The sequence below is a fragment of the Kribbella sp. NPDC054772 genome, from assembly GCF_053611945.1.
Window position 1 is genome coordinate 1 of the sequence record NZ_JBSHBJ010000022.1, and the last position, 22,753, is coordinate 22,753.

Consider the following 22,753-nt stretch of genomic DNA (forward strand, 5'->3'; position numbering starts at 1 on the left):
ACGGCGACCACCGAGGTGACGTTCGGGATGAAGTAGGCGATCCGGTAGAAGCTGCGGAACCGGGTCGCGTTGTGCAGCGCGTTGGCGATCACCAGCGCCAGCAGCAGCATCGGCACGGTGGACAGCACCCAGATGACCATCGTGTTGCCGATGGCCTTCCAGAACACCGGGTCCGACAGCAGGTAGTTGTACTGCTCCAGCCCGACCCATTTCATCTGGCCGATGCCGTCCCAGGAGTGGAACGAGATCCAGATCGAGAACAGCACCGGGAACGCGCCGAAGATCGCGAACAGGATGAAGAACGGCGCGACGGCGGTGTACTGCGGGAGGGCCTGCCGGTACTTGTTCGGCGGCTTGTCGGCGGACGTGGCGGCGGCGCTGACCGCCGCCGGTGCGGCCTTGCTCGTGACTGCCATCTCAGATCGCCCCCGCTCGGGACAGCTCGCGTTTGATCTGGACCTGCGCGTCGCTCCAGGCCTGGTCGGGTGACTTACCGGCCGTCTCGACGTTGATCAGCTCGTTGCTCAACGGCGTACCGACGACCGAGTCGTACGCCGAGAAATAGGCGCCCGGGTACTTCTTGGCGGACTCCGCGAACACGTCGACGATCTTCTGCCCGCCGAAGAACGGGTCGGGCGCGCTCAGCCGGGAGTCGGTGTAACTGGCCGGCGTCGACGGGAACAGCACCGGGTCGAGGAACGCCTCTGCCTGATTCTTCGAGGACTCCAGCCAGCTGATGAACGCGAACGCGGCCTCGGGGTTCTTGCAGTACTTCGTGATCGCCAGGAAGGACCCGCCACGGTTGCCGGCCCCACCAGGAGCTGCCGTCACCCGCCACAGACCCTTGGTCTTCGGTGCCGCGTTCTTCGGACCGAGCTGGGCCCACCAGACCGCGGCGTTGAACGCGACCAGCCGGCCGTTCGTCACCACCGCGTCGGCGTCGGTCGAACCGCTCTGGGCGTTCGCCGACAGCCCTTCCTTGACCACGCGAACGGCCAGGTCGAAGGCCTCCCGGACGTGGTCCTGATCGCCGATGTACTGACCGTCCTCGGTCATGTACCGCTTCGGCTGCTGGGCCATCCGGTAGCTGAAGATGCTGGTGATGTTGTCGGTGATCGCCGATCCGGGCACCGCCTGCTTCACCTTCTTGCCGAGCGCGATGTAGGTGTCCCAGTCCGGCGCCAGTTCGGCGACCGCGGCGGGGTCGACGTCGATCCCGGCCTTGCCGAAGATGTCGGTGCGGTAGAACAGCGCGGTCGGCCCGGTGTCCATCGGGTAGGCCATCATCTTGTCGTCCGGCGTGATCCCGAGCTTCCACTTCCAGGGCAGGAAGTCCTTGGCGAGGTCCTTGGCGCCGAGTTCGTTCAGGTCGTGGAACTGGTCCGCGTTCGGGAAGTAGGTCGCGACGTCGTCGTTGATCGCGATGATGTCCGGGACCAGGGACTTGCCGGCCAGCGCGGTCAGCACCTTGGTCTTGTAGTTCGACCCGATCCGCGTCATCGACAACTTCATCGCGTCGTGCCCGGGGATCGCTTTCTCCGCCTGGCCGATCAGGCCGTCGTTGACGGACCCGACCCAGGTCCACATGCTGAGCTCGTTCTTTCCACCCAGCGAGCTGCGGGATCCGCAGCCGGTGAGACCCGCGGCGGCTGCGGCGGAGCCGGCCGCGAGGAACTGCCTTCTGCTCAAGCTCATAGCCTCACCTGGCGCTTTCTGTTGGTTTTCGCCGGAAGGTGTCCAGATATGTTTACGTAGCCATTAGGTAAGCGCATACCGACTGAACCGGTCAAGGCTCCAATGACAAGATTGGTCTCATGAGCTCACCGACCGTCGTCTCCGCAGTCCTGTTCGACGCCGACGGGGTCGTGCAGCGTCCCAGCTCCGACTGGTGGACCCGGCTGGCGTCACTCGTCCCCGCCGACTCGGACGCGTTCATCGGCGATCTGATGGCCGCCGAGAAGCCCGCGCTGGTCGGCAAAGGCGACTTCCGGGAGGCGGTGGCCGACGTACTGCGCCGCTGGAACTCGACCGCGACGCTCGAGGAGGCCCTGGAGCCTTGGAGCTGGTTCGTCGCGGAGCCCGAGGTGGTCGCGCTGATCCAGTCGCTGCGGGCGGCCGGCATCGGCTGTCACCTCGCCACGAACCAGCAGGCCTACCGGCGAACGCTGATGCAGGACGAGCGCGGGTACGGCGCCTGGTTCGACCAGACGTTCTACTCGTGCGATCTCGGGCTCGCCAAGCCGGATCCGGCGTACTTCCGGGCGATCCTGGGCGCGATCGACGTACCGGCTTCTGAGGTGTTGTTCATCGACGACAACGAAGACAACGTGAGCGGTGCGTTGGGTGTCGGGCTGCGTGCGGAGGTGTACGACCTGGGGGCCGGCGTACCGGCGTTGGAGAAGCTGCTTCGGCGGTACGACCTGCCGATTCCGGACTGAGGTCTTGTGATGGCGGGACGGCTGTGACATCGTCACCGGGCAGCTGACAACGTAGGACAGTCCACCAGCCGTCCCTGGAGGCACCTCATGTCCGATCGCCGACGTCGTACGCTCACCCGCCGCCGTGCCCTAGGCCTGACCGCCGGTCTCGGCCTGGCTGCCGCCGCCTCGCCCTCGCTCGCGCTGGCGGCCCCGCCCTCGCCGTACCCGAAGGGCCAACGGCCGCGCTTGCTGAACGTCTTCGCCGAGGACTCGCTCAGCACCGCCGAGCGCACCCTCGCGACCACGCTGCAGGGCCTGATGGCGCGCCGCAGCGGTGAATCCCTCTACCTGAACCTGCCGACGCTCGGCTACCAGCACTGGCTCGACGACCTGACCTCCCGGTACGGCGTCGTGGCCCGCGCCGGCGACCTGTGGAAAACCGTCAGCCGGTCGGGCGTTCGCGGATATGTTCTCTTTCGTACGGGCACCCCGTCGGTCAACGTCGCGACCACGCTCGCGGGTGTGACGGGTGCCGTCGCCATCGAGGAGAGCTTGGAGGCACTCGCGATCCGCAACGGGTTGCGCAAGGTCCTGGACGTGCGGGACAAGGACGACCGCTGGGTGTTCGACACGTACTGGCCGAAACTGCGGCACGACGTCGCGGTCGAGCAGCGTGCGGACATCCCCGAGCGGCTGCGGGACTACGTCACGATGGCGGGCGCACTCGCGTTCTTCGACGGCAACACGGACTTCCGGGCGGAGGTGGTCAAGGCACTGGACGACGACGGCACGGTGATCGGCTGGGGCGACGCGTCGCACGGCGAGGACGCGTTCATCGGCGTGAATTCGGCGGCCGGCGTCAAGGCCCTGCCCGCCGACCATGCCCGCAATCTGTCGGTGCTGTCCGGCATTCGCGAGGAGCGGCTGTCTCAGCACGTTTCCGCGGCCCTGCCCACTCCGGATCCGGACGCCCACTACGTGAGCTTTCTGATCACGGACGGCGACAACATCCAGTGGGCGCTCGGTGATTTCCCGACCGATCCACGGTGGTTCGGCAGCCCGCGTCGTGGCGAGGTCGACCTCGGCTGGGGGATCTCGCCGTCCCTGATCGATCTCGCGCCATCGGTGATGCGTTGGTTCTACGACAACTCCCGGAAGGATCGCTGGGTCGTCGGTCCGTCGGGCGGCGGGTACCTGTACCCGAGCCGCTATCCCGCGGGCGCGCTCGACAAGCACACCGCCACGCTCGCTCGCGCGATGGGCCGGGCCGATCTCTCGGTGGCCCAGATCATCGACTTCGACGCGTTCGAGAAGACCGGCGTGTGGTCGTCGTACCTCAAGCATCGGGAGATCGACGGGCTGATCTACCTCGAGTACTCGAGGTACGACGGCCTCAAGGGCAAGGTCACCTGGGCCGAGGGCAAGCCGGTGATCGGCGCCCGCACCATGCTGTGGGACGGACTCCCCGGCGCCGACGAGGCCTCGGTCACTGCCGAGCTGAACGCCGCCACTCGCAACCCACGCTCGACCGCGGGCTATTCGATCGTCGTCTGGCACGCCTGGAGCAAGTCCGTCGACAACGTCCTGTCGGTCGTCAACGGACTCGCTCCGCACGTCAAGGTCGTCCCGCCGGACACCCTCGTCCGCATGGTCGGCAAATACGCCAAGCCGTAGTCACAGCTCCCGGAAGTAGACCGCGACCGGGAGCTGGACGCAGCCGAGGCTCTCGTAGAACGCCCGGGCCGGCGCGTGAAAGTCGTCGCCGCCGGTGCCGATCTCGACGTACTCCGCTCCCTCGGCACGCATCGCTGCGAACGCGTGCTCGCACAGCGCCGTAGCGAGGTTCGACCGCCGCTCGTCCCGCGCGACCGCCAGCAACTCGACGGTCCCCCGGCGTCGCGTCTCGTCGACATGCCACGCGACATACCCGGCGGGTATGCCGTTCTGCTCTGCGACGGCGACGTACTTGTGCTGTTCCGGCGCATGCAGCGCGGGGAGCTGGCGCCGGTAGTCGCCGCGCCAGTCGCCGTGCTGGTGGTGGAAGATCGTCTCGCCGACCAGCGGGCGGAACGACTCCTCGAAGAACGGCCCGAAGGTGTCGATGGTGAGGTCGATGAGCTGGGCCAGGTCAGCGTCGACGTACGAACGAATCTGCAGGCGAATCTGCATGGAAAGTGCCTCTCACTGGGTGCATCCGGGCAGGCGCGACCGGCCCGCCACGGCTGCCTCGAACGAGGGCGCGGCGACGAGCCGGGGTCAGCGCCGGATGCGTCCGGCGGCGAAGCACTCCATGCCGGCGAGCCTACCGACGAACCGGCGGTACGGCGACCTGGATCGTGTGCACCTGTCCGGTCCGGGGACCGTTGATCAGCCGCCCGATGTTGTCGGTGATCGGTTCGTTCATCCGCCACTCGGCGGTCAGGACGCACAACGTCGGACCGTCGAAGTCGACCAGCGCCAGCGCGAACGGCGCCCGGTTCTCCGCGAGCTCGATCCGGTCCAGGATCTCGCCGCCCTCGGTGACCCGGACGACCCCCTCGGACCCGGTCTGCACCCAGATCGCGCCCTCGGCGTCGAGACAGATCCCGTCCGGACCGAGGTTCTCGGCGAACACCCGGCGGTTCGACAACCCACCGTCGGGGTCCACGTCGAACGCGGTCAGCCGGCCGGCGAACGACTCCGAGATCACCAGCGTCTTCCCGTCCGGAGTGAGCAGCATTCCGTTCGGGAACTCGATATCGCCGGCGACCTCACGGATCCGCCCGTCCGGCGTGACCAGCTTGATCCAGCCCGGTTTCGGCGCCTCCCCGCCGGCGAAGTCGAAGTCCGCGCCGTCGAGATAGATGTTGCCTCGGGCATCCACCACGATCTCGTTCGCGGCCAGCTCGGCGAGCACCGTGATCGAGCCGTCGGGCTCGTAGCGGCGCAGCTTGTCTCCGGTGGTCAGCATCCGGCCGTCCGGCAACCACTCGATCGACCACCCCATCAGGCGCTCCACCGGCACCTCGAGGTACTCCGTAGTACCGTCGGCGTCGACCGCGACGACCTGCTGCTCGATCCAGTTGCAGAACCACAGCCGTCCGTCGTGCCAGCGGCCGGACTCGGGGAATCCCAGGCCGTCGAGCAGGAGCTTCAACTCGGACATCACGCCACCTCGTTCGTCTGTTCGGGGTCGATTCACCCCCTACACGAACGAGGATCGGCCAGATCGACGGCTGAGGAAGAACAGGACGCCGATCAGCGGGAGCGTCACGAGGTACGCCGTCCGGAGGTCGACGACGCGGGCCAGGACGGCGAGGGTCGCGGGCGCGAAGAGGATCGCCGTACCGGAGGCGAGGGCGCCGATCGCGGCGAGGCGGGCCGAGCTGAGACCGGGAGTGGCGACCAGGGCGGCCAGCGTGACCGGGTACAGAGGGGCGACGCCGAGGCCGGCGACCACCAGGCCGAGCGCGACTGCGGCCGGGCTGTCGAACAGGCTGACGAGGAGGGTGCCGCACGCCGCGAGCGCGCCGGAGGGCAGCACCGGGGACCAGTTGCGCCAGTGGATCGGGCCGATCGCGCGACCGATCGCCATACCGATCGGGAACGCGCTGCCGAGCAATGCCGCGGTTGCTGTCGGCAATCCGGTCGCCACCAAGCGTGCCACCGCCCACACCACGAAACAGAACTCGACCGACACCGCGAGCACCACTCGCAGCCAGCCCACGCCGACGTCCAGCGCGACCCGTCGGCCGACCCGGCGCCACTTCCGCCCCAACCCGACCGCCGGCGCCGAATCAATCAACACCGCCACCGGAGCCTCATCCCGTGTGGTGGCTCGCGTTGTTCGGCGGGTCGGCTCGAGGCGTCTGGTGAGGATCGCGAGGAGGAGCAGCGGTGGCGCGGCGGCGATCATCGCGAGGCGGCCGCTGGGGCCGAGGCCGTCCAGGGCGCCGATGGCGAGTGGGGCGAGGATGCCGGTGCCGCTGGCGACCGCGTTCACCCGGCTCAATCGGGCGGCCGCTGTCGGACCGTTCAGCATCAGCGGCGCGACGAGCACCAGCAAGGCCCCACCGAGCCCGACGAACAGCCCACCGGCGATCACGACGGAGTACGCCGGTGCGACCGCGATCAGCACTGCACCGATCGCGCAGACCACCGACCCGGCCGCCAGCACCGATGGCATCGCCCACGACCTCAGCAACCGCGGGCCGACCACCGCCACGACCAGTAACCCGACAGCGAACCCCGACGACAGCAGGGCCAATCGGCTCGTCGGCTCGTTCAGATCCCGCGCCAGGATCGCCACACACGCCCCGAGCCCGGCCAGCACGAACCCCATCGCCGACAGCGCGATCCCGATCCGTACCTCGTCGCCGCGCGCCCCGGCCGCCGTCGGCGCCGCCGCGCGCGTGGTCACTCCAGACCTTTGAACAGCGCATCGAGCTGCCGGAGGTCCGCCAGCTCGAGATCCGCCGAAATACCCTTCAGCCCGGCCGTCATCGCGCCCGCCGCGTCTCCGGCCGACCGCCCGACCACGGTGTCCTCGACCACCAGGCACGCCGCCGCCGGTACGCCGACCAGCTCCGCGGCCCGCAGATAACCCTCCGGGTCCGGCTTCCCGCGGCGTACGTCGTCCACGGTCACAAGGATCTCCGGCGCGATCCCGGCCGCGGTCAGTCGCACCTTCGCCAACTGCGCCGGCGCACTGGTGTAGACCGCCCACGGCATCCCGATCCGCTCGAGCGTCGCGATCAGGTCGACCGCGCCCGGCTTCTCGACCACACCGTCGACGTCGTTGACCTCGAGTTCGTACACCCGCGCCCAGGCGGCCGTGCGCTCGTCCGCCGACGCCTCCGGCAGGAACTGCGCGATCGTCGCGGCCGCCGGGTTCCCGTGCGCGACCGCGAGCACGGCGGCCGGGTCGAGCCCGTACTCGACCGCCCAGCGGCTCCAGCAGCGGTCCACGACCGCGTCCGAATCCACCAGTGTGCCGTCCATGTCGAACAGCACCGCGCGGATGTCCCGGATCTCCATCAGTCCTCCCATTAAACTCGTCCTCCGAGCATAAGGCGAAAGGCAGCGATGACTCCAGTGCGCCGTGGACAGTGGCAGACGGCTTCGGACGTGCTGACCCAGGTCAGCCGCCGGCCCGGGATCACCCGGGCCGCTGTCGCGCGGGCGCTGCGCCTCAGTACGGGTTCCGCGACTGAGGTGACCGCCCGGCTACGCGACGTACATCTGCTGACCGAGGAGCCGGCGCCGAGTCGGGGGCGTGGCCGGCCGACCACGGTGCTGCGGGCGCATCCTGAGGGACCTGTGGTGCTCGCACTCGACCTGCGGCAGAGCAGTTGGCGGAGTGCGGTCGTGACTCTCGACGGGACGCTGCAGGAGCCGCAGTACAAGCGGCACCGGAGTCGGCGCGCACAGGTCGTGCTGAACAACCTGCGGCGTGCAGTGGAACAGGCGCAGGAGCAGTACGGCGCTCGGCTGCAGATGGTGAGTCTCGCCGTACCAGGGACTGTTCGCGACAACCATCTGATGCAGGCACCGACGCTGGAGTGGGCCGAGCTCGACCTGGCGCAGGTCACCGCCGGCACCGCGGTCCCGCTGCTCGCCGGGAATGACGCGACGCTCAGTGGTGTGGCAGAGGCCCGCACGGGTGCTGCGGCAGGAGCTGGTACGGCAGTGCACCTCATCATCGAGGTGGGTCTCGGCGGGACGCTACTGATCGACGGAGTACCGGCGCAGGGCGTGTCGGGAGCAGGTGGCGAGTACGGTCACATTCCCTTCGGTGACCGTACTCGGACCTGTCCGTGTGGTGCGCGTGGCTGCTGGGACCTGGAGATCGACGGACGAGCGTTGGCGCGCCACCTCAAGCAGCCGATGCCGGACGACCCGGTTGCCTACACCGAAGAGGTACTGCGGCGCAGTGACGGAGCTGCACGCGATGCGGTTGCCACTGTGGTCGCTGCGCTCGGTACTGGCATCGCCGGGCTCGTGAACGCTCACGACCCCGATGTGGTCACCATCGGCGGTCTGGCGATCCCACTGCGTGCAGCTGCCGAGCGCACCTTCGACGAGGCGTACCGGGGTGGTCTGATGACGTTCCACCGTGGGTCTCCCCCGCCGGTGCTGCCCGCCACGCACCAGCTGGACGGTCCGCTCCGCGGTGCGGCCGCGCTGGCGTTGGACCAGCTCACGAGTGAGCCGGCCGTCGCCGCCTGGGTCGCCCAGCGCTAGTCGACTCTTTCGGCTACCTCTTCTACCTCTTCGGACGCCGCATCGTCTGAGGTCGCTGCGTCGTCTGAGGTCACCGCGTCGTCTGAGGTCGCGGCGTCGTCGGCTTCGGTTTCTTCGACCTTGGGTTTGGGGACGATCGGCGGCTCGACCTTCGCCAGGATCTCGATGATGTCGTGCCGGTGGTGCTGGATCTCGTGGGCGGTGTGCCGGATGATCCAGCCCAGCGTGCGCGGCGCGCGGACCGGGTAGTTGTACAGCCCGAGCTTGCCGAGCTCCTGCGGCCGCAGTACCCGCGCTGCCGCCCCGAACTCCTTCGCGAACCGGACCAGCGCGGCGGCGACCTCCATCGGGTCCTGGTTCTCGTACTTCTCCTGCTTCACCCGACCCGTTCGGTCCATCGGCGCGTACACCGGCCGGTCCTCGGCCAGGCACTGCGCGATCCGGAACCGCTGCACCTCGAGTACGTCGCGCACGTGGCAGGCGTACTCGATCGCCGACCACACCTCCGGCTCCGGCCGCAGCCGCACCACGTTCGAGTCCGGACCGGCAGCGGCCTTCGTCAACGCCATGCTGCAGTCGGCGGACTGCCGGATCAGCAACGTCACAGTGCCCTGCAGGTCACCCGTGTCGTAGTTGAAACCGCACTGCTCGCAGTACCCGTCGACCGGGGGCTGCTGCTTGCTCAACTGGTGCTCCCTCGAAATCTCCATGCGTGATCGACCGGTCCGATGCCGTCGCCGAGTGCGAACCCGGCGGCGATCGCTCCGGTCACATACTCCTTCGCCGCACCGACAGCACTCGGTACGTCGTACCCACGAGCAAGGTACGCCGCTATGGTGCTCGCCAGCGTGCAGCCGGTGCCGTGCGTGTGCCTGTTGTCGGCCCGGACCGCGCTGTACGAACGGCGTACCCCTGGACCGTGCAGTACGTCGGTCGACGCCGTACCGACGTCGTGACCGCCCTTCACCAGCACCCACGAGGCGCCTGCGTCCAGCAACTCCTTCGCGGCGAGCTCCCGGTCCTCGACCGTCTCCAGCTGTACGCCGGAGACCGGACCGAGCTCGGTGAGGTTCGGAGTGAGGACAGTGGCCAGCGGGACGATCTCGGACCGTACGGCGTCCATCGCGTCGGCCGCGAGGAGCGCATCGCCGTGCTTCGACACCGACACCGGGTCGACCACGACCGGCACCTCCGGCGGCAGGGTGCGCAGCAGCGAGGCAACGACCCGGACCATGGACTCGGACGCCAGCATGCCGGTCTTCACCGCGTCCACACCGATGTCGTCGACCACGCTGTGGAACTGCGCGCGCACCTGCTCCTCCGGCAGCTCCCAGGCGCCCTGGACGCCGAGGCTGTTCTGCGCGGTGATCGCGGTCAGCACGCTCATTCCGTGCACGCCGTTGGCGAGCATCGCCTTCAGATCGGCCTGGATCCCCGCGCCGCCACCGGAGTCGGAACCCGCGATCGTCAGAACTCTCGGCGGTGCCATCTCAACTCCTGAAGTGGGCGTGACCTGTCTCCGCAGCATACGGCGACCCGTCTACGGTGACGGTCCCGGCCGGGAGTTCTTCGTTGCCCTCAGCAACCGAGCCGATGACGGTCCAGCCGTCGGGCACGTCGGCGGGCTCGAAGGTGCCGACCAGCGCGTGGTCCTCACCGCCGGTCAGCACGAACTTCAGCGCGTCCACACCGGTAGCCGCGGCCACCGCCTGCAGCGGCTCGGGCACGGTGAGCGCCTTCGTGTGCACATCGATCTTCACCTGGCTCGCCGCCGCGATGTGCCCGAGGTCCGACAGCAGTCCGTCACTCACGTCGCACAACGAGGAGGCGCCGGCGAGCGCGGCCCGCGGCCCTTCGGCGTACGGCGGCTGTGGGCGGCGGTGCGCCTCGACAACGGCCCGTGGCGAGCGGAACCCGCGGGCGAGCACCGCCCAGCCCGCCTCGGCCCAGCCGAGCCGGCCGACGTACGCGACCTCGTCCCCGGGACGCGCGCCCGAGCGCAGCACCGGCGACCGGCCGTCCAGCGAGCCGAACGCGGTCACCGAGACCACGATCTTGTCGGACTGGACCGTGTCGCCGCCGATGATGCTGGCCTCGACCAGTTCACACTCGTCCACGAGGCCCTGGTTCAGCTCCAGCGCCCAGGCGGTCGGCAGCTCGGCGGGGCCGCCGAAACCGACCACCAGCGCGGTCGGACGGGCACCCATCGCCACGACGTCCGCCAGGTTCTGCGCGGCGGCCTTGCGACCCACGTCGTACGCCGACGACCAGTCCTGGCGGAAATGCCTGCCCTCCACCAGCAGGTCGGTCGTGATCACCATCCGGCCGTCCGGCACCGCCATCACGGCCGCATCGTCACCAGGACCGACCAGGACGTCCGCACCTGTGGACAGCCCCTTGGTGACGGCCGCGATCAGGCCGAACTCACCGGTGCTCCCCAACGTCTCTGTCACGTCAACTGACCTCCCATATCGCTAGCCGGAGTCTAGGCGGTACCGTGACGGAGCAACGAGTACGCCCGGCCACCTCGCAGTACTGTGGCCGGAGCCCCGCTGAGGACGACTGAGTGGAGAACGACGTGGTGGTCCAGGCCTACATCCTGATCCAGACCGAGGTCGGCCGCGCGGCCGACGTCGCGGCACAGATCGCCGAGGTCCAGGGCGTCACCCTGGCCGAGGACGTCACCGGTCCGTACGACGTGATCGTCCGCGCGGAAGCCCGCAACGTCGACGAGCTGGGCAAACTGGTGGTTGCCCGGGTCCAGAACGTTCCCGGCATCACCCGCACGCTGACCTGTCCGGTCGTCCACATCTGATCGTCGTCCACAGGGCCCCACCCCGCTTCGGTATGCCCAAGATCCTGCTCGCCGCGCTCGGCGTTCTCCTGCTCGCCGGGTGCAGCCCCGGCGCCACGCCCGTACCGGTCCCCTCCCCGGCACCTGAGGTCGCCGCCGCCTGCGCCCAACTCGTCCAGGCGCTGCCCACCAAGGTCCTCGACCAGAAACAGCGGAAGACCACCCCCGAGAGCCCGCTCACCACCGCGTACGGCGACCCGCCCATCGAGGTCACCTGCGGCGTCACCCCACCGGCCGGCATGGCCGAAGCGCAGTCCCAGTGCTTCGAGGTCAACGGCATCGGCTGGTTCGCCAAGCAGGTCCAGAACGGCTACATCTTCACCACCATCGGCCGCGAGCTCTACCTAGAGGTCGCCGTCCCCGACAAGTACACCCCCGAAGCCAACGCCCTCACCGACGTCTCGGACGCTATCCACAGCCACAACAAACTCGTTACGCCCTGCACCTGACAACGGCATACTCCCTGACGAGATCGAAATTCGTCGCGTGGTCGTGTCCGGTCGGAAGGAGGAGCGGCGACGTCTCGGGTGGAGGTGTCCGGTGGTGGGTGCCTGGATGACGGGAGAAGCTGATGAAGTACATGATCCTGACGTACGCGTCGCAGCAGGACTACGACGGAATGGCGGGGAAGGACACCGGGAAGCCGGCCTGGAAGCCGGAGGACTTCGCGGCGATGGGGGCCTTCATGGAGAAGTTCAACAACGAGCTGGCCGAGTCGGGTGAGCTGGTCGAGACCCGCGCGCTGGCGGCACCCGTGCTGACGCGCCGGTTCGGGTCGAAGGACGGGCAGTCGGTCGTCACCGACGGGCCGTACGCGGAGACCCAGGAGGTCCTCGCGGGCTACTGGATCGTCGAATGCGAATCCTTCGACCGAGCCACCGAGATCGCGGGTCGGCTCGCGGACACCCCGGCGCCGGACTTCGTCCGAGCAACGGCGTACGCCGACGTCCGACCGATCGTCGAAGGCCGCGACGAGCTAGTGGAGTAAGCAAGGTGCTCGCGCCACAGTTCCAGCACGGCAGGTCGACCTGCCTCGTCTCGCCGGCCGCGAGCGCGCAGACGAACAGCGCGTTCCGGTGCGGCGGGTCAACGTGCCTGGTCCCGCTGAGCTCGAGGGCGCAGACCTACGACGCGCCCCGGTGCGGCACGGCGACAGACCTCGCGTTGCACAGCACGCCGACCCATGGGGCGCTCCGGCGCGGCAGGGCGAGCGGCCTCGCGTTGTGCAGCGCGAGGGCGCGGATGGACGGTGCGGGTTCATGACTGGTGACCTCGAGGAGCTCCTGCGGCCGTTGGTGCCGCAGGTCCTCGGGGCGCTGGTCCGGCGGTACGGGCACTTCGACACGGCCGAGGACGCGGTGCAGGAGGCGCTGCTCGCCGCCGCGCAGCAGTGGCCGAAGGACGGCGTACCGGATAGTCCGCGGGGGTGGCTGATCACGGTGGCTTCCCGACGTCTGACGGATCTGCTCCGGCGTGAACAGTCCCGTCAGCAGCGGGAGGACCGGGTCGCGCACTGGGCGCCGCTCGGTGAGTCGGTCGGAGATGCGGACGACACGCTGGTGCTGCTGTTCCTGTGCTGCCACCCTTCGCTGTCGCCGGCGTCCCAGATCGCGTTGACGCTGCGGGCGGTCGGCGGTCTGACGACAACGGAGATCGCACGGGCGTTCCTGGTGCCGGAGGCAACCATGACGCGGCGGATCACCCGGGCGAAGGCAAGCGTCAAGGACAGCGGCGCGCACTTCACGCTGCCGGCCGATCGGGAGGAGCGGCTGGGCGCGGTCCTCAAGGTCGTGTACCTGATCTTCAACGAGGGATACGCCAGTACGACGGGCCCGAGCCTGCAACGTGTCGAGTTGGCTGCCGAGGGGATCCGGCTGGCGCGGATGATTCACCGGTTGCTGCCCGACGACGCCGAGGTGGCTGGGTTGCTGGCGCTCATGCTGCTGACCGACGCGCGACGCCCAGCGCGCACGGGTCCGCTCGGGGAACTGGTACCGATGGCGGAGCAGGATCGATCGCTGTGGATCCGGGAGTTGATCCAAGAGGGCGTCGACCTGATCACCGCGACGCTCCCCCGCGGGCCGGTCGGGCCGTACCAAGTGCAGGCCGCGATCGCCGCAGTACACGACGAGTCCCCCTCCGCCGAGGAAACCGACTGGCCACAAATCGTCGCGCTGTACGAGGTCCTACTGCGGCTAACCGACAACCCAATGGTCGAACTGAACCACGCGGTAGCCGTCGCAATGGCACACGGCCCAGACGAGGGCCTCAAGCTACTGCACTCCATCGAAAACGACGACCGCCTCGTGAAGGACCACCGTTTGGCAGCGGTGCGAGCGCATCTACTCGAGATGTCCGGCGACCGAGCAGGAGCCCGAGCCGCGTACGAACAAGCAGCCACCCAAACCACCAGCGTCCCCCAGCAGCGCTACCTCCACTCCCGAGCCAACAACCTGTAGCCCGCCGAGCCACTAACAGGCCGGTCCGTAAGCCGGATTCTGCACACCCGCGCACGCGATGAGCACGCAGCGACGGTTAGGCAGCGCGGGACACGGCGCGAGGAGCGGCACACCCACGAGCGCGAGAATCGGGCCGCGCGCGGAGGGCGCTGCGGAGGTTTGGGGAGAACTTTGCACCGAAATCGGCAGGCAATCCTCCCCAAAGGCGATCGCGTGTGTCAGCGATGGGCGGTCTAGTGGGCGCGGGGGCGACGAGCGGGGCGCAGGACGCGGGCGCGGAGCTGCGGTTGGGGAGGATTTGGTGCCCGGAATGGGTGGGCGATCCTCCCCAAGGTGATCGGGTGGATCAGCGTTGGGTGGTCCAGTGAGCGCCGGGGCTGCAAAGACTGCGGAGGCACGCTTGGGCTCACACGAGGGGATAACCACTCCTGCGAGGGGTTATCTACTGGTGTGCGAGGGGTGAACCCCTAACGCTACGGGTTATCCCCTCGCATGGGGCGAGCGCTCCGTCAGCTCCAGAGCAACTCGCGAGGAGTGGGGTGCGGGACGCGGGCGCGAGGTGCGGGACGCGGCGGGCTGCGGGTTGGGGAGGATTTGGTACCCGACATGGGTAGGCAATCCTCCCCAAGGTGATCGGGCGGTGGTGGTTCAGCGAGCGCCGGGGCTGCAAAGAATGCGGAGGCGCACTTGGGCCTTCACACGAGGGGATAACCACTCCTGCGAGGGGTTATCTACTGGTGTGCGAGGGGTGAACCCCTGACAGCACGGGTTATCCCCTCGTGTGGGACGAGCGCTCTGTCAGCTCCAGCAACTCGCGAGGAGCAGAGCGCGGGCGCCGGAGCACGGTCTGGGACGTGGGCTGCGGGACGCGGAGCTTGGGGCGCGGGGTTCCGGGAAGCGAGCGCGGTGCTGCGCGTGCGGTGCAGCGCGGCGCGGTGCTGCGCGGTGCGGTGCGGTGCGGGGCGGGTCCGGTGCGGGAGCGGAGCTGCGGGACGCGGAGCTTGGGGCGCGGGGTTCCGGGAGGCGAGCGCGGTGCTGCGCGGGGCGGGGCAGCGCGGGGCGGGGCGGGGCGGGCGGCGCGGCGGGCATGGCGGGGGTGCTGGTGGGGAGGGATTGGTGCCGCGGTAGGGCTCGTGGTGCCTGGTCCGTGGTGGTGGGTGGGGTTAGGGGCGGGTGGGCCAGGGGGTGCGTTCTTCGGGGCGGTCGTTGGTGGTGGTGCCGGAGGCGGTGGCGAAGTGGCGGCTTAGGCGGTGGGTGGGTGTGTAGGGGGCCCAGCCGGGGTTGCCGGTTTTGGCGAAATCGACCCAGGTGCGGTGTACGAGGTCGGCCAGGTGTTGTGGTGGGGCGGAGCCGAGCATCGCGGCGGCTGCCGGGTCGTCGAGGTTGTCGAAGACGAAGGCCAGCTCGAGGGCGTGGCAGGCGCCGAGGGTTCCGCCGCAGGCGGGGGAACGCCAGCCGAACTCGTACATGAAGGTCCCTGGATGCGACTCCGCGAGCCGGATCGCCGGGATGCGGTAGTACGAGTCCGTCATCACCGCGGCCAGGACGTCCCCCGGCGTCGCGCCGGGGCGGTTGGCGCGATATCGGCGTACGCCGTTAATGGATAGGCCGAAGCGCATAGCGGCCGCCGCATACAAAAGCGGTGTGTTGAACTTGGCGCCGACCCCGGTTGGGACGAGGAAGAGCCGCGCTTCCTCGCTGTTCGTCCCGATCAACACGGAGACGTCCGCGGCAGCCCCCGCCCGCAGGCGATCGAGCGGCGCCGCGGGCAGGTGGACGCCGTCGACCACGGGACCGAACGGCAGCAACGTGCGAGAGACATCGCCCCACTCCTTGCGACGTGCCTTCGCCATCACCTGCTGGCCGAGTTGATCCTGCACCGCGATCAGCCGCTCAATGGGTACGTCGGCGATCGCCTCACGCGTCGGCGCAGTACCGAGCGCCGCGGCCAGCCGAGTCCCGACCAATCGAGCGGTCTCAGCCCCGATCGTGTTGTGACCGGCGCCTGATTCCGCGATCGCCCGATGGAACAGGCCTTCGGCGGCGGGCATCGCGAGCAGCGTGCAGACGCTCATCGCACCGGCCGATTCGCCGAACACGGTCACGTTGTCCGGGTCGCCGCCGAAGCCGGCGATGTTGTCGCGGACCCAGGTGAGCGCCGCGATCTGGTCGAGCAGCCCGAGATTCGGAGCACCGTCGCCGAACCACAGGAACCCGTCCGCGCCGAGCCGGTAGTTGATCGTCACGAGTACGACGCCGTCGCGGGCGAACCGCGTGCCGTCGTACAGGGACAGCGAACCGGCGCCGCTGACGAACGATCCGCCGTGGATGAAGACCATGACGGCCGCGCGCCCGGTGAGCGCCGGCGTCCAGACGTTCAGGTTCAGGTAGTCGTCGCCCGGGACGATCGTCCGCGCGACGAGTTCGCTGGCCGCCTCGCTCTGCGGCGCCGTCGCCCCGTACTGCGTCGCGTCCAGCGGCGCAGTCCAAGGCACAACAGGTTGCGGCGGCTGGAAGCGGTTCGGTCCGACGGGTGGCGCGGCGTACGGGATGCCCTTGAAGGCGAGTACGTCGTCGCCGCTCCCCCGGACCGGTCCGTACTGCGTCGCAACCAGGGTCATGCGGAGACTTCAGCGCAGACCGGTCGGACGCGTCATCGCGAGCTGCAGCAGGTGCTCGACGAGCGCCGGGTAGTCCTTGCCGGAGGCCGCCCACAGCCGCGGGAACATGCTCGTCGGCGTGAACCCGGGCATCGTGTTGATCTCGTTGATCACGACCCGGTTGTCCTCGTCCAGGAAGAAGTCGACCCGCGCCAGCCCTTCGGCGTCGATCGCGTCGAACGCCGTGAGCGCCTTCGCGCGGACCTCGGCGGCGATCTCCTCCGGCAGCTCGGCCGGCACCGACAGCGCGGTGTACTCCTCGCCCTCCGGCAGGTACTTCGTCTCGAAGTCGTAGAAGTCGTGCCCGCCGCCCGAGATCGCGATCTCGCCGCAGACGCTGACCTGCGGCTTGCCGCCGTCCAGACCGCCGAGGACGCCGACCTCGATCTCCCGCGGGTTCTTCGCGGACGCCTCGACGATCACCTTCGGGTCGTGCGCCCGGGCCTCGACGATCGCGTCGTCGAGCTCGTCCAGGCTGTTCACCTTGCTGATCCCGAGGCTGGACCCGCCGCGGCACGGCTTCACGAACACCGGGTAGCCGAGCTTGTCGACCGCCGCGCGACACGCGTCCGGGTCCTGCCGCCAGTCCCGGTCGCGGATCACGACGTACGGCGTGACGTCCAGCCCGGCGCCGGCGAAGACGACCTTCATGTAGTGCTTGTCCATACCGACAGCGCTCGCGAGGACACCGCTGCCGACGTACCGGATGTCGGACATCTCCAGCAGGCCCTGGATGGTGCCGTCCTCGCCCCACGGGCCGTGCAGCAGCGGGAAGACCACGTCGACCTGGCCGAGCGTGCTCGGGACCTGCTCCGGCTCACTGACCACGAGCTCCCGGTTCGCGCCGAACAGCACCGGCAGCGCCGTCACGTCGACCTCGGGGAGCTTGCCGTCGGTGATCGACAGCCGCTCCGGATCGCCGCTCTCCAGGACCCAATGACCGCTCGTACTGATCCCGACCGGCACCACGTCGTACTTCTCCCGGTCGATGACCTGCAGCACGTTCGCCGCGGTGACACAGGAGATGGCGTGCTCGCTCGACCGGCCACCGAAGACGACGGCGACGCGGGGCTTGCGCTGTTGTTCCGAGTACTCACTCACCGGCTCGACTGTAGCGGCCCGGCGATCAGGTTCCGACCTGGGTTCGGTTAAGAGCTCTTCAGATCTGCTCGTCCCAGGTGACTGGCAACGCTGTCACTCCGTACACGAGCGTGTTGTTTCTGTAGTCGATCTCCTCGAACGGTACGGCGAGTCGCAGCGTCGGGATGCGCGCGTACAGCCGGGTGAACACCTCCTGCAGCTCGAGCCGCGCCAACTGCTGCCCGAGACACTGATGCGGCCCGAACCCGAACGCGACATGCGCCGATCCCTGCCGCGCGACATCGAGCCGATCCGGATCCGGGAACACCTTCTCGTCCCGGTTCGCCGAGGACAGCGCCACGATCAGGTACTCCCCCGCACCGATCGTGGACCCACCCACCGGTACGTCGTCCGTCGCGAGCCGGAACAGGCCGAAGTGCACCACCGACAAGTACCGCAACAACTCCTCCACCGCCGCCGGCGCCAGCGCGGGATCCGCCCGCAACGCCTCCAGCTGCGACGGGTTCCGCAGCAATGCGAGCGTGCTGAGCGCGATCATGTTCGCCGTCGTCTCGTGTCCAGCGACGAGCAGCGTGACCCCGATCGATACCAGTTCCGGCAGGCTCAACGGCGTACCGAGTTCCTCGCCGCGGGTGATGAGTCGCGACAACAGGTCGTCCTCGCGCCGCGCCTGCTTCGCCAGGACCAGCTCGACCATGTACTGGTTGAACGCGTCGCTGACCCGCATCTGCTCGTCCGGATCGCCGTCCACCTGGACCAGTACCGCGCTCCGCGCCTGGAACTCGGCGCGGTCCGCGTACGGGACGCCGAGCAGTTCGCAGATCACCAGCGACGGGATCGGCAGCGCGAACTCCTGCACCAGGTCGACCGGCCCGCCGCCGGCGAGCATCGCGTCCAGCCGCTCCTCGATGATCGCGGTGACCCGCGGCCGCAGCGCCTCCATCCGTTTCACCGCGAACTCCCCCGCCAGCATCCGCCGCAGCCGTTTATGGGCCGCACCGTCGACTTGCAGGATCGAGCCCGACTCGACCTCCCGCTCCAGATCGGCATCCGGTACGACGTGCTCCGACGGCGCCGATCGCGAGCTCAACCGACTGTCCCGCAGCACCGTCCGTACGTCGTCGTACCGGCTGACCACGTACGCGTCGACGCCGGCCGGGGTGGAGACCTTCGTCGGGGCGTCGGCACGGCGGAACGCGGCGTACTCCCGCGCCGGGTCGAAGGGACACCCGGACGGCCGGCCGACGGGGAAGCTCTCGGTCATCGCGCGCCTCTCGGTAGAAAACGGTAGTGACTACCATATGGCTGAAGCTGCCGATCAGAAGGAGCTACCGGCGAGTCGGAGAGGCGGTAGCCTGCCTGCCCATGGGACTGCGCGAAGTGAAGCGGGAGCGGACCCGCCGGCTGATCGCGGACAAGGCGTTCGAGCTGTTCAACGACAACGGCTTCGGCCGGACCACGGTCGAGCAGATCGCGGCCGCGGCCGAGGTCGGGCCGAGCACGCTCTACCGGTACTTCCCGACCAAGGAGACGCTGGTCCTCGAGTTCGTCGACGACTGCCTGGCCGACGCCGTCACCTGGTTCCGCGAGCAGCCCGAGCTGGAGCTGCCGGACGGTCTGCGCGCGGTCATCGAGCGGGTTCTCGACCAGTTGGAGAGCAACCCCGGCCGAGTCCGCGCGGTGTTCGAGCTGGCCGAGCAGACCGGATCCGTCAGCGCCCACCTGAACGAGCTGATCTGGCGGTTCCGCAACGACCTCGCCGACGAACTGACGCTGCGGCTACCCGCCGACGGCCGGTCCGAGTTCGTCGCCGCACTGTCCGCCGGGATCGCGATGAACATCATCGAGACGGTCGTCCGCGTCTGGGTCGAGACGCCCGGCAACACCGCGGCGCGGCCCCTCGCCCGGCAGGCCATGGACCTGCTCAGCACCGGCGGCATCCCCCTGCCGATCGCCCCGAACGGGGTCAGCGACAATTCCAGCCATGACTCCTGACCTCGATCCCTCCACCGTCGTCGTCCACGCCGGTCGGCCCGAGCGGGTACCGAACGCACCGGTCGGCAACTCCCCGGTCTTCAGCTCGACGTACGTCGCCGGCGGGGACCGTGGGTACGGACGGTTCGGGAACGACGCGTGGACCGCGCTCGAGGACACCCTCGGCCAGCTCGAAGGCGGTCGCGGCCTGACGTTCGCGTCCGGCATGGCGGCGGTGGCGGCGATCGCGGACCTGATCCCGGTCGGCGGCCGGGTGGTCGCGCCGCAGCACGCGTATTCCGGCGTACTGGCGCTGTTCGATCAGCAGGCCGCGACGGGCCGGCTGAAGGTCGACCGGGTGAACGTCGCGGACACCGAAGCCGTCGTCCGCGCGGTCGAGGGCGCCGACATGCTCTGGATCGAGTCGCCGACCAACCCCGCGATGGAGGTCGCCGACATCCCGGCCCTGGCCGCGGCCGGGCGGTCCGCCGGGGCGACCGTGGTGGTCGACAACACGTTCGCGACTCCCCTGCTCCAGCAGCCGCTCCGCCTCGGCGCCGACGTCGTGATGCACTCGGCCACCAAGTTCATCGCCGGCCACTCGGACGTCGTCCTGGGTGCGGTCGTGACCGCGGACGACGAGTTGTGGTCCGCGATCGAGCTCCGTCGCCGCAGCCTCGGCGCGATCCCCGGTCCGATGGAGGCCTGGCTCGCGCTCCGCGGTCTGCGCACCCTCGCGCTCCGGCTCGAGCGAGCCCAGTCGAACGCGCTGTTCCTCGCGGAGCGCCTGCTCGCGCATCCCCGGGTCAGCCGGGTCCGCTACCCCGGACTACCGGACGATCCGGGCCACGACCGCGCCGCCGCGCAGATGTCCGGCTTCGGCGCGATCCTCGCGTTCGAGCTCGGCGGCGACGCGGCCGGCGCCCAGCGGGTCTGCGAGTGCACCGAGCTGTGGGTGCACGCGACCAGCCTCGGCGGCGTCGAGTCGATGCTCGAGCGCCGCCGCCGCTGGCCGATCGAGGTGCCGACGATCCCGGAGGACCTGATCCGGCTGTCCGTCGGGATCGAGTACCCCGACGACCTGTGGGCCGATCTGGAGAAGGCGCTCAGCGCGACTTCTTGAGCACCGGCCCGCCGAGGAACGTCAGCACGCACAGGACGACGGGCAGGATGAACGCGATGTTCAGCGGCATCCAGTGCGCCAGTCCACCGATCACCGCGGGCCCCGCGAGCAAACCGACGTACCCGAGGCCGACGACGCGGGCCATCAGGGCGCCGGACGAGCGCGGGTCGAGGTTGCCCGCGGCGGTGAACAGCTGCGGTACGCCGCCGGCGAGACCAAGCCCGAAGATCGCCCACCCGACGAGCGCGACGGGCACCCACGGTACGACGATCACCAGCGTCAGGCCGACCGCTGCCATCGCGGCACCCCAGCGCACGATCGCCGCCGGACCGACGACGGCCGCGACCCGGTCGGTGAGGAACCGGCCGACGGTCATCGCGACCGCGAACGAGCCGTACGCGAAGGCCGCCGTACTGACCGAGGTGCCGAGGATGTCGCGGAAGTGCAGGGCGGCCCAGTCGTTGGCGACACCCTCGGACAGCATCAGCCCGAACGCGAGCCCGCCGAGCGCCCAGACCAGCTTCGCGGGCGGCTTGGCCCGCTCGGTCGCCGGCTCGTCGTGCTCCTCGACCGTTGCCTCCAGCAAGAACCGGCTGGCGATCAGCGACAGCACGATGCAGACCAGACCGGACAGGCCGAGCGTGACCTCGGTCGGTACGCCGGCCCGCAGCGTGGCCGCACCGATGACGGCCGCGATCGCGCCGCCGATCGACCACATGGCGTGGAACGCGGCCATGATCGGACGGGGGTAGCCGCGCTCGACCACGACGGCCTGCGCGTTCATCCCGACGTCGATCGAACCGTTGCCGAAGCCAACGAAAATCAGGGCGAGCCCGAGCGTCCACCAGTTGGTGGCCAGGCCGGGGCCGGCGAGCGCGAGACCGAGCAGGATGCCGGCGGCCGGTACGAGCCGGCGTTGTCCGATCTTGTCGACCAGCGGCCCGGCGACCTGCATGCCGATGAACGCTGCGCCGCCGAGCACGAGCAGCAGCAGTCCGAGTGTGCTGTGCGTGATGCCGGTCGTCTGCTCGATGCTCGGAATGTGGACGACCCACATACCGACCGCGAACCCGTTCAGTCCGAAGTACAACCAGGTGGCAACGCGAGCGGCGCGGGGTGGGGCGGTTTGAAGTACATCGGTGGCGGTCAAGAGGCGACCTCGACGAGTACGCCGCGTTGGGTGAGCATGGTTCGTTGGTCCTCGGGGGAAGAGTCGTCGGTGATGATCAGGTCGGGCCGGTCCGCAGGGCAGACGAAGGCCAGGGCGGCGCGGTCCCACTTGGCGCCGTCGGCGACCACGATGGTCCGGGTGGCGACGTTCATCGCCTCCTGCTTGACCTCCGCGTCGCCCAGGTCGAACGCGGTCAGCCCCGCGTCCAGACTGAAAGCACAAGGACTGAGTACGGCCGCATCGAAGCGCAGCGCCCGCAACGAGGCGACGGTCAACGGGCCGACCAGCGAGAGCTCGCCCTTGCGCGCCTCGCCGCCCGGCATCAGCAGCCGGATCCTTGGCGCGTCGGCCAGTTCCTGCGCGACGTGCAGCGAGAGCGGCATCACGGTCATCGTGCGGTCGTGCAGCAGCTTCGCGGTCTCGAGCGCCGTCGTACCGCTGTCGAGCACGATTGTCTCGCCGTCGCGAAGATGCTCGACGGCGGCGCGAGCGATCGCCTGCTTGGCCGCGGTCGCCGCCTGCGCCCGCAGCGAGTACGGCGGCTCGAGTCCGGACGGCATCGCGGACACCGCACCACCGTGCACCCGTTTCAGGACACCCTGGGCGGCAAGGAAGTCGAGATCGCGGCGAACCGTCATGTCCGAAGCCTCGGTGGCCTCGACCAGTTCTTGGACCGACACTCGGTCCACGACTCGTAGTCGTTCTACGATCACTTGATGCCGTTCCGCACTTCGCACGCGCAAAAAACTACCATCCGCCTGATCGTTCA

At 69.2% G+C, this 22,753-nt stretch carries 23 protein-coding genes; 9 read left to right on the top strand and 14 right to left on the bottom strand.

Annotation, left to right across the window (positions count from 1 at the left end; all coding sequences use genetic code 11):
• Together ACWGID_RS27955 and ACWGID_RS27960 are read right to left on the bottom strand one after the other, a co-directional pair.
• A partial coding sequence (locus tag ACWGID_RS27955) for a carbohydrate ABC transporter permease (protein WP_452201436.1) occupies nt 1-416 on the bottom strand: 416 nt, incomplete at its 3' end.
• 1 nt (nt 417) lies between these two features.
• On the bottom strand, nt 418-1,695 hold the full coding sequence (locus ACWGID_RS27960) for an ABC transporter substrate-binding protein (RefSeq protein ID WP_452201438.1): 1,278 nt from the start codon (nt 1,693-1,695) through the stop codon (nt 418-420).
• A 119-nt stretch (nt 1,696-1,814) separates the two neighbouring features.
• Here ACWGID_RS27960 and ACWGID_RS27965 point away from each other — a divergent pair, with 119 nt between their 5' ends.
• Both ACWGID_RS27965 and ACWGID_RS27970 read left to right on the top strand, forming a co-directional pair.
• On the top strand, nt 1,815-2,438 hold the full coding sequence (locus ACWGID_RS27965; protein WP_452201440.1) for an HAD family hydrolase: 624 nt from the start codon (nt 1,815-1,817) through the stop codon (nt 2,436-2,438).
• A gap of 87 nt (nt 2,439-2,525) precedes the next feature.
• Nucleotides 2,526-4,094: a GxGYxYP domain-containing protein gene (locus ACWGID_RS27970; RefSeq protein ID WP_452201442.1), complete on the top strand. Its 1,569-nt coding sequence runs from the start codon at nt 2,526-2,528 to the stop codon at nt 4,092-4,094.
• Here ACWGID_RS27970 and ACWGID_RS27975 read toward each other — a convergent pair whose 3' ends face one another.
• The 4 genes from ACWGID_RS27975 to ACWGID_RS27990 all read right to left on the bottom strand — a co-directional run bounded on the left by ACWGID_RS27975 (nt 4,095) and on the right by ACWGID_RS27990 (nt 7,436).
• Complete coding sequence (locus tag ACWGID_RS27975; protein ID WP_452201444.1) at nt 4,095-4,589, bottom strand: GNAT family N-acetyltransferase; 495 nt, start codon at nt 4,587-4,589, stop codon at nt 4,095-4,097.
• 133 nt (nt 4,590-4,722) lie between these two features.
• Entirely contained in the window at nt 4,723-5,565 is an 843-nt protein-coding gene (locus ACWGID_RS27980) for an SMP-30/gluconolactonase/LRE family protein (protein ID WP_452201445.1), read from the bottom strand.
• Nucleotides 5,566-5,604: 39 nt separating this feature from the next.
• A complete protein-coding gene (locus ACWGID_RS27985) occupies nt 5,605-6,819 on the bottom strand; it encodes an MFS transporter (RefSeq protein WP_452201447.1) in 1,215 nt (404 codons plus the stop codon).
• Nucleotides 6,816-7,436 (bottom strand): HAD-IA family hydrolase, encoded by a 621-nt coding sequence (locus ACWGID_RS27990; protein ID WP_452201449.1) that lies wholly within the window; start codon nt 7,434-7,436, stop codon nt 6,816-6,818. The genes ACWGID_RS27985 and ACWGID_RS27990 overlap by 4 nt, the downstream gene beginning before the upstream one ends.
• Nucleotides 7,437-7,484: 48 nt before the next feature.
• Here ACWGID_RS27990 and ACWGID_RS27995 point away from each other — a divergent pair, with 48 nt between their 5' ends.
• Nucleotides 7,485-8,642 (top strand): ROK family protein, encoded by a 1,158-nt coding sequence (locus ACWGID_RS27995; protein WP_452201450.1) that lies wholly within the window; start codon nt 7,485-7,487, stop codon nt 8,640-8,642.
• On the opposite strand, the gene ACWGID_RS28000 is transcribed toward ACWGID_RS27995, so the two are convergent.
• From ACWGID_RS28000 to ACWGID_RS28010, 3 genes are read right to left on the bottom strand one after another with little or no spacing between them, the layout of a single operon-like run.
• Nucleotides 8,639-9,328 carry a DinB family protein gene (locus ACWGID_RS28000; protein ID WP_452201451.1) on the bottom strand — a complete coding sequence of 230 codons (690 nt, stop codon included), beginning with the start codon at nt 9,326-9,328 and terminating at the stop codon, nt 8,639-8,641. The two genes, ACWGID_RS27995 and ACWGID_RS28000, sit on opposite strands and share 4 nt — an antisense overlap.
• Entirely contained in the window at nt 9,325-10,131 is an 807-nt protein-coding gene (gene thiD / locus ACWGID_RS28005; RefSeq protein WP_452201452.1) for a bifunctional hydroxymethylpyrimidine kinase/phosphomethylpyrimidine kinase, read from the bottom strand. Before thiD ends, ACWGID_RS28000 begins: the two co-directional genes overlap by 4 nt.
• A gap of 1 nt (nt 10,132) precedes the next feature.
• A complete protein-coding gene (locus ACWGID_RS28010) occupies nt 10,133-11,095 on the bottom strand; it encodes a thiamine-phosphate kinase (RefSeq protein WP_452201453.1) in 963 nt (320 codons plus the stop codon).
• 125 nt (nt 11,096-11,220) lie between these two features.
• Between ACWGID_RS28010 and ACWGID_RS28015 the strand changes: the two genes are divergently transcribed.
• The 4 genes from ACWGID_RS28015 (at nt 11,221) to ACWGID_RS28030 (ending at nt 13,955) form a co-directional block, all read left to right on the top strand.
• Nucleotides 11,221-11,457 carry an Lrp/AsnC family transcriptional regulator gene (locus tag ACWGID_RS28015; protein ID WP_170990044.1) on the top strand — a complete coding sequence of 79 codons (237 nt, stop codon included), beginning with the start codon at nt 11,221-11,223 and terminating at the stop codon, nt 11,455-11,457.
• Between the two features lie 32 nt (nt 11,458-11,489).
• Nucleotides 11,490-11,945: a DUF3515 domain-containing protein gene (locus ACWGID_RS28020; RefSeq protein ID WP_452201455.1), complete on the top strand. Its 456-nt coding sequence runs from the start codon at nt 11,490-11,492 to the stop codon at nt 11,943-11,945.
• Between the two features lie 122 nt (nt 11,946-12,067).
• Nucleotides 12,068-12,484, top strand: a complete 417-nt coding sequence (locus ACWGID_RS28025; RefSeq protein WP_452201457.1) for a YciI family protein — start codon at nt 12,068-12,070, stop codon at nt 12,482-12,484.
• A 271-nt stretch (nt 12,485-12,755) separates the two neighbouring features.
• Nucleotides 12,756-13,955: an RNA polymerase sigma factor gene (locus ACWGID_RS28030; protein WP_452201459.1), complete on the top strand. Its 1,200-nt coding sequence runs from the start codon at nt 12,756-12,758 to the stop codon at nt 13,953-13,955.
• 1,163 nt (nt 13,956-15,118) lie between these two features.
• On the opposite strand, the gene ACWGID_RS28035 is transcribed toward ACWGID_RS28030, so the two are convergent.
• The 3 genes from ACWGID_RS28035 to ACWGID_RS28045 are packed head-to-tail and all read right to left on the bottom strand — an operon-like array spanning nt 15,119 to nt 18,980.
• Complete coding sequence (locus ACWGID_RS28035; RefSeq protein ID WP_452201461.1) at nt 15,119-16,576, bottom strand: carboxylesterase/lipase family protein; 1,458 nt, start codon at nt 16,574-16,576, stop codon at nt 15,119-15,121.
• A 9-nt stretch (nt 16,577-16,585) separates the two neighbouring features.
• Nucleotides 16,586-17,716 carry a D-alanine--D-alanine ligase family protein gene (locus tag ACWGID_RS28040; RefSeq protein ID WP_452201463.1) on the bottom strand — a complete coding sequence of 377 codons (1,131 nt, stop codon included), beginning with the start codon at nt 17,714-17,716 and terminating at the stop codon, nt 16,586-16,588.
• Between the two features lie 58 nt (nt 17,717-17,774).
• Nucleotides 17,775-18,980, bottom strand: coding sequence for a cytochrome P450 (locus ACWGID_RS28045; protein ID WP_452201465.1), 1,206 nt, complete (start codon nt 18,978-18,980; stop codon nt 17,775-17,777).
• A gap of 101 nt (nt 18,981-19,081) precedes the next feature.
• Here ACWGID_RS28045 and ACWGID_RS28050 point away from each other — a divergent pair, with 101 nt between their 5' ends.
• Together ACWGID_RS28050 and ACWGID_RS28055 are read left to right on the top strand one after the other, a co-directional pair.
• Entirely contained in the window at nt 19,082-19,711 is a 630-nt protein-coding gene (locus ACWGID_RS28050; protein WP_452201466.1) for a TetR/AcrR family transcriptional regulator, read from the top strand.
• Nucleotides 19,701-20,813, top strand: a complete 1,113-nt coding sequence (locus ACWGID_RS28055; protein ID WP_452201468.1) for a trans-sulfuration enzyme family protein — start codon at nt 19,701-19,703, stop codon at nt 20,811-20,813. The genes ACWGID_RS28050 and ACWGID_RS28055 overlap by 11 nt, the downstream gene beginning before the upstream one ends.
• Here the strand turns inward: ACWGID_RS28055 and ACWGID_RS28060 are convergent.
• Nucleotides 20,797-21,963, bottom strand: coding sequence for an MFS transporter (locus ACWGID_RS28060; RefSeq protein ID WP_452201470.1), 1,167 nt, complete (start codon nt 21,961-21,963; stop codon nt 20,797-20,799). The genes ACWGID_RS28055 and ACWGID_RS28060 overlap by 17 nt on opposite strands.
• The gene (locus tag ACWGID_RS28065) at nt 21,960-22,721 is read right to left on the bottom strand and encodes a DeoR/GlpR family DNA-binding transcription regulator (protein WP_452201471.1); all 762 of its coding nucleotides are present in this window, start codon (nt 22,719-22,721) and stop codon (nt 21,960-21,962) included. The genes ACWGID_RS28060 and ACWGID_RS28065 overlap by 4 nt, the downstream gene beginning before the upstream one ends.
• Between the last annotated feature and the right edge of the window lie 32 nt (nt 22,722-22,753).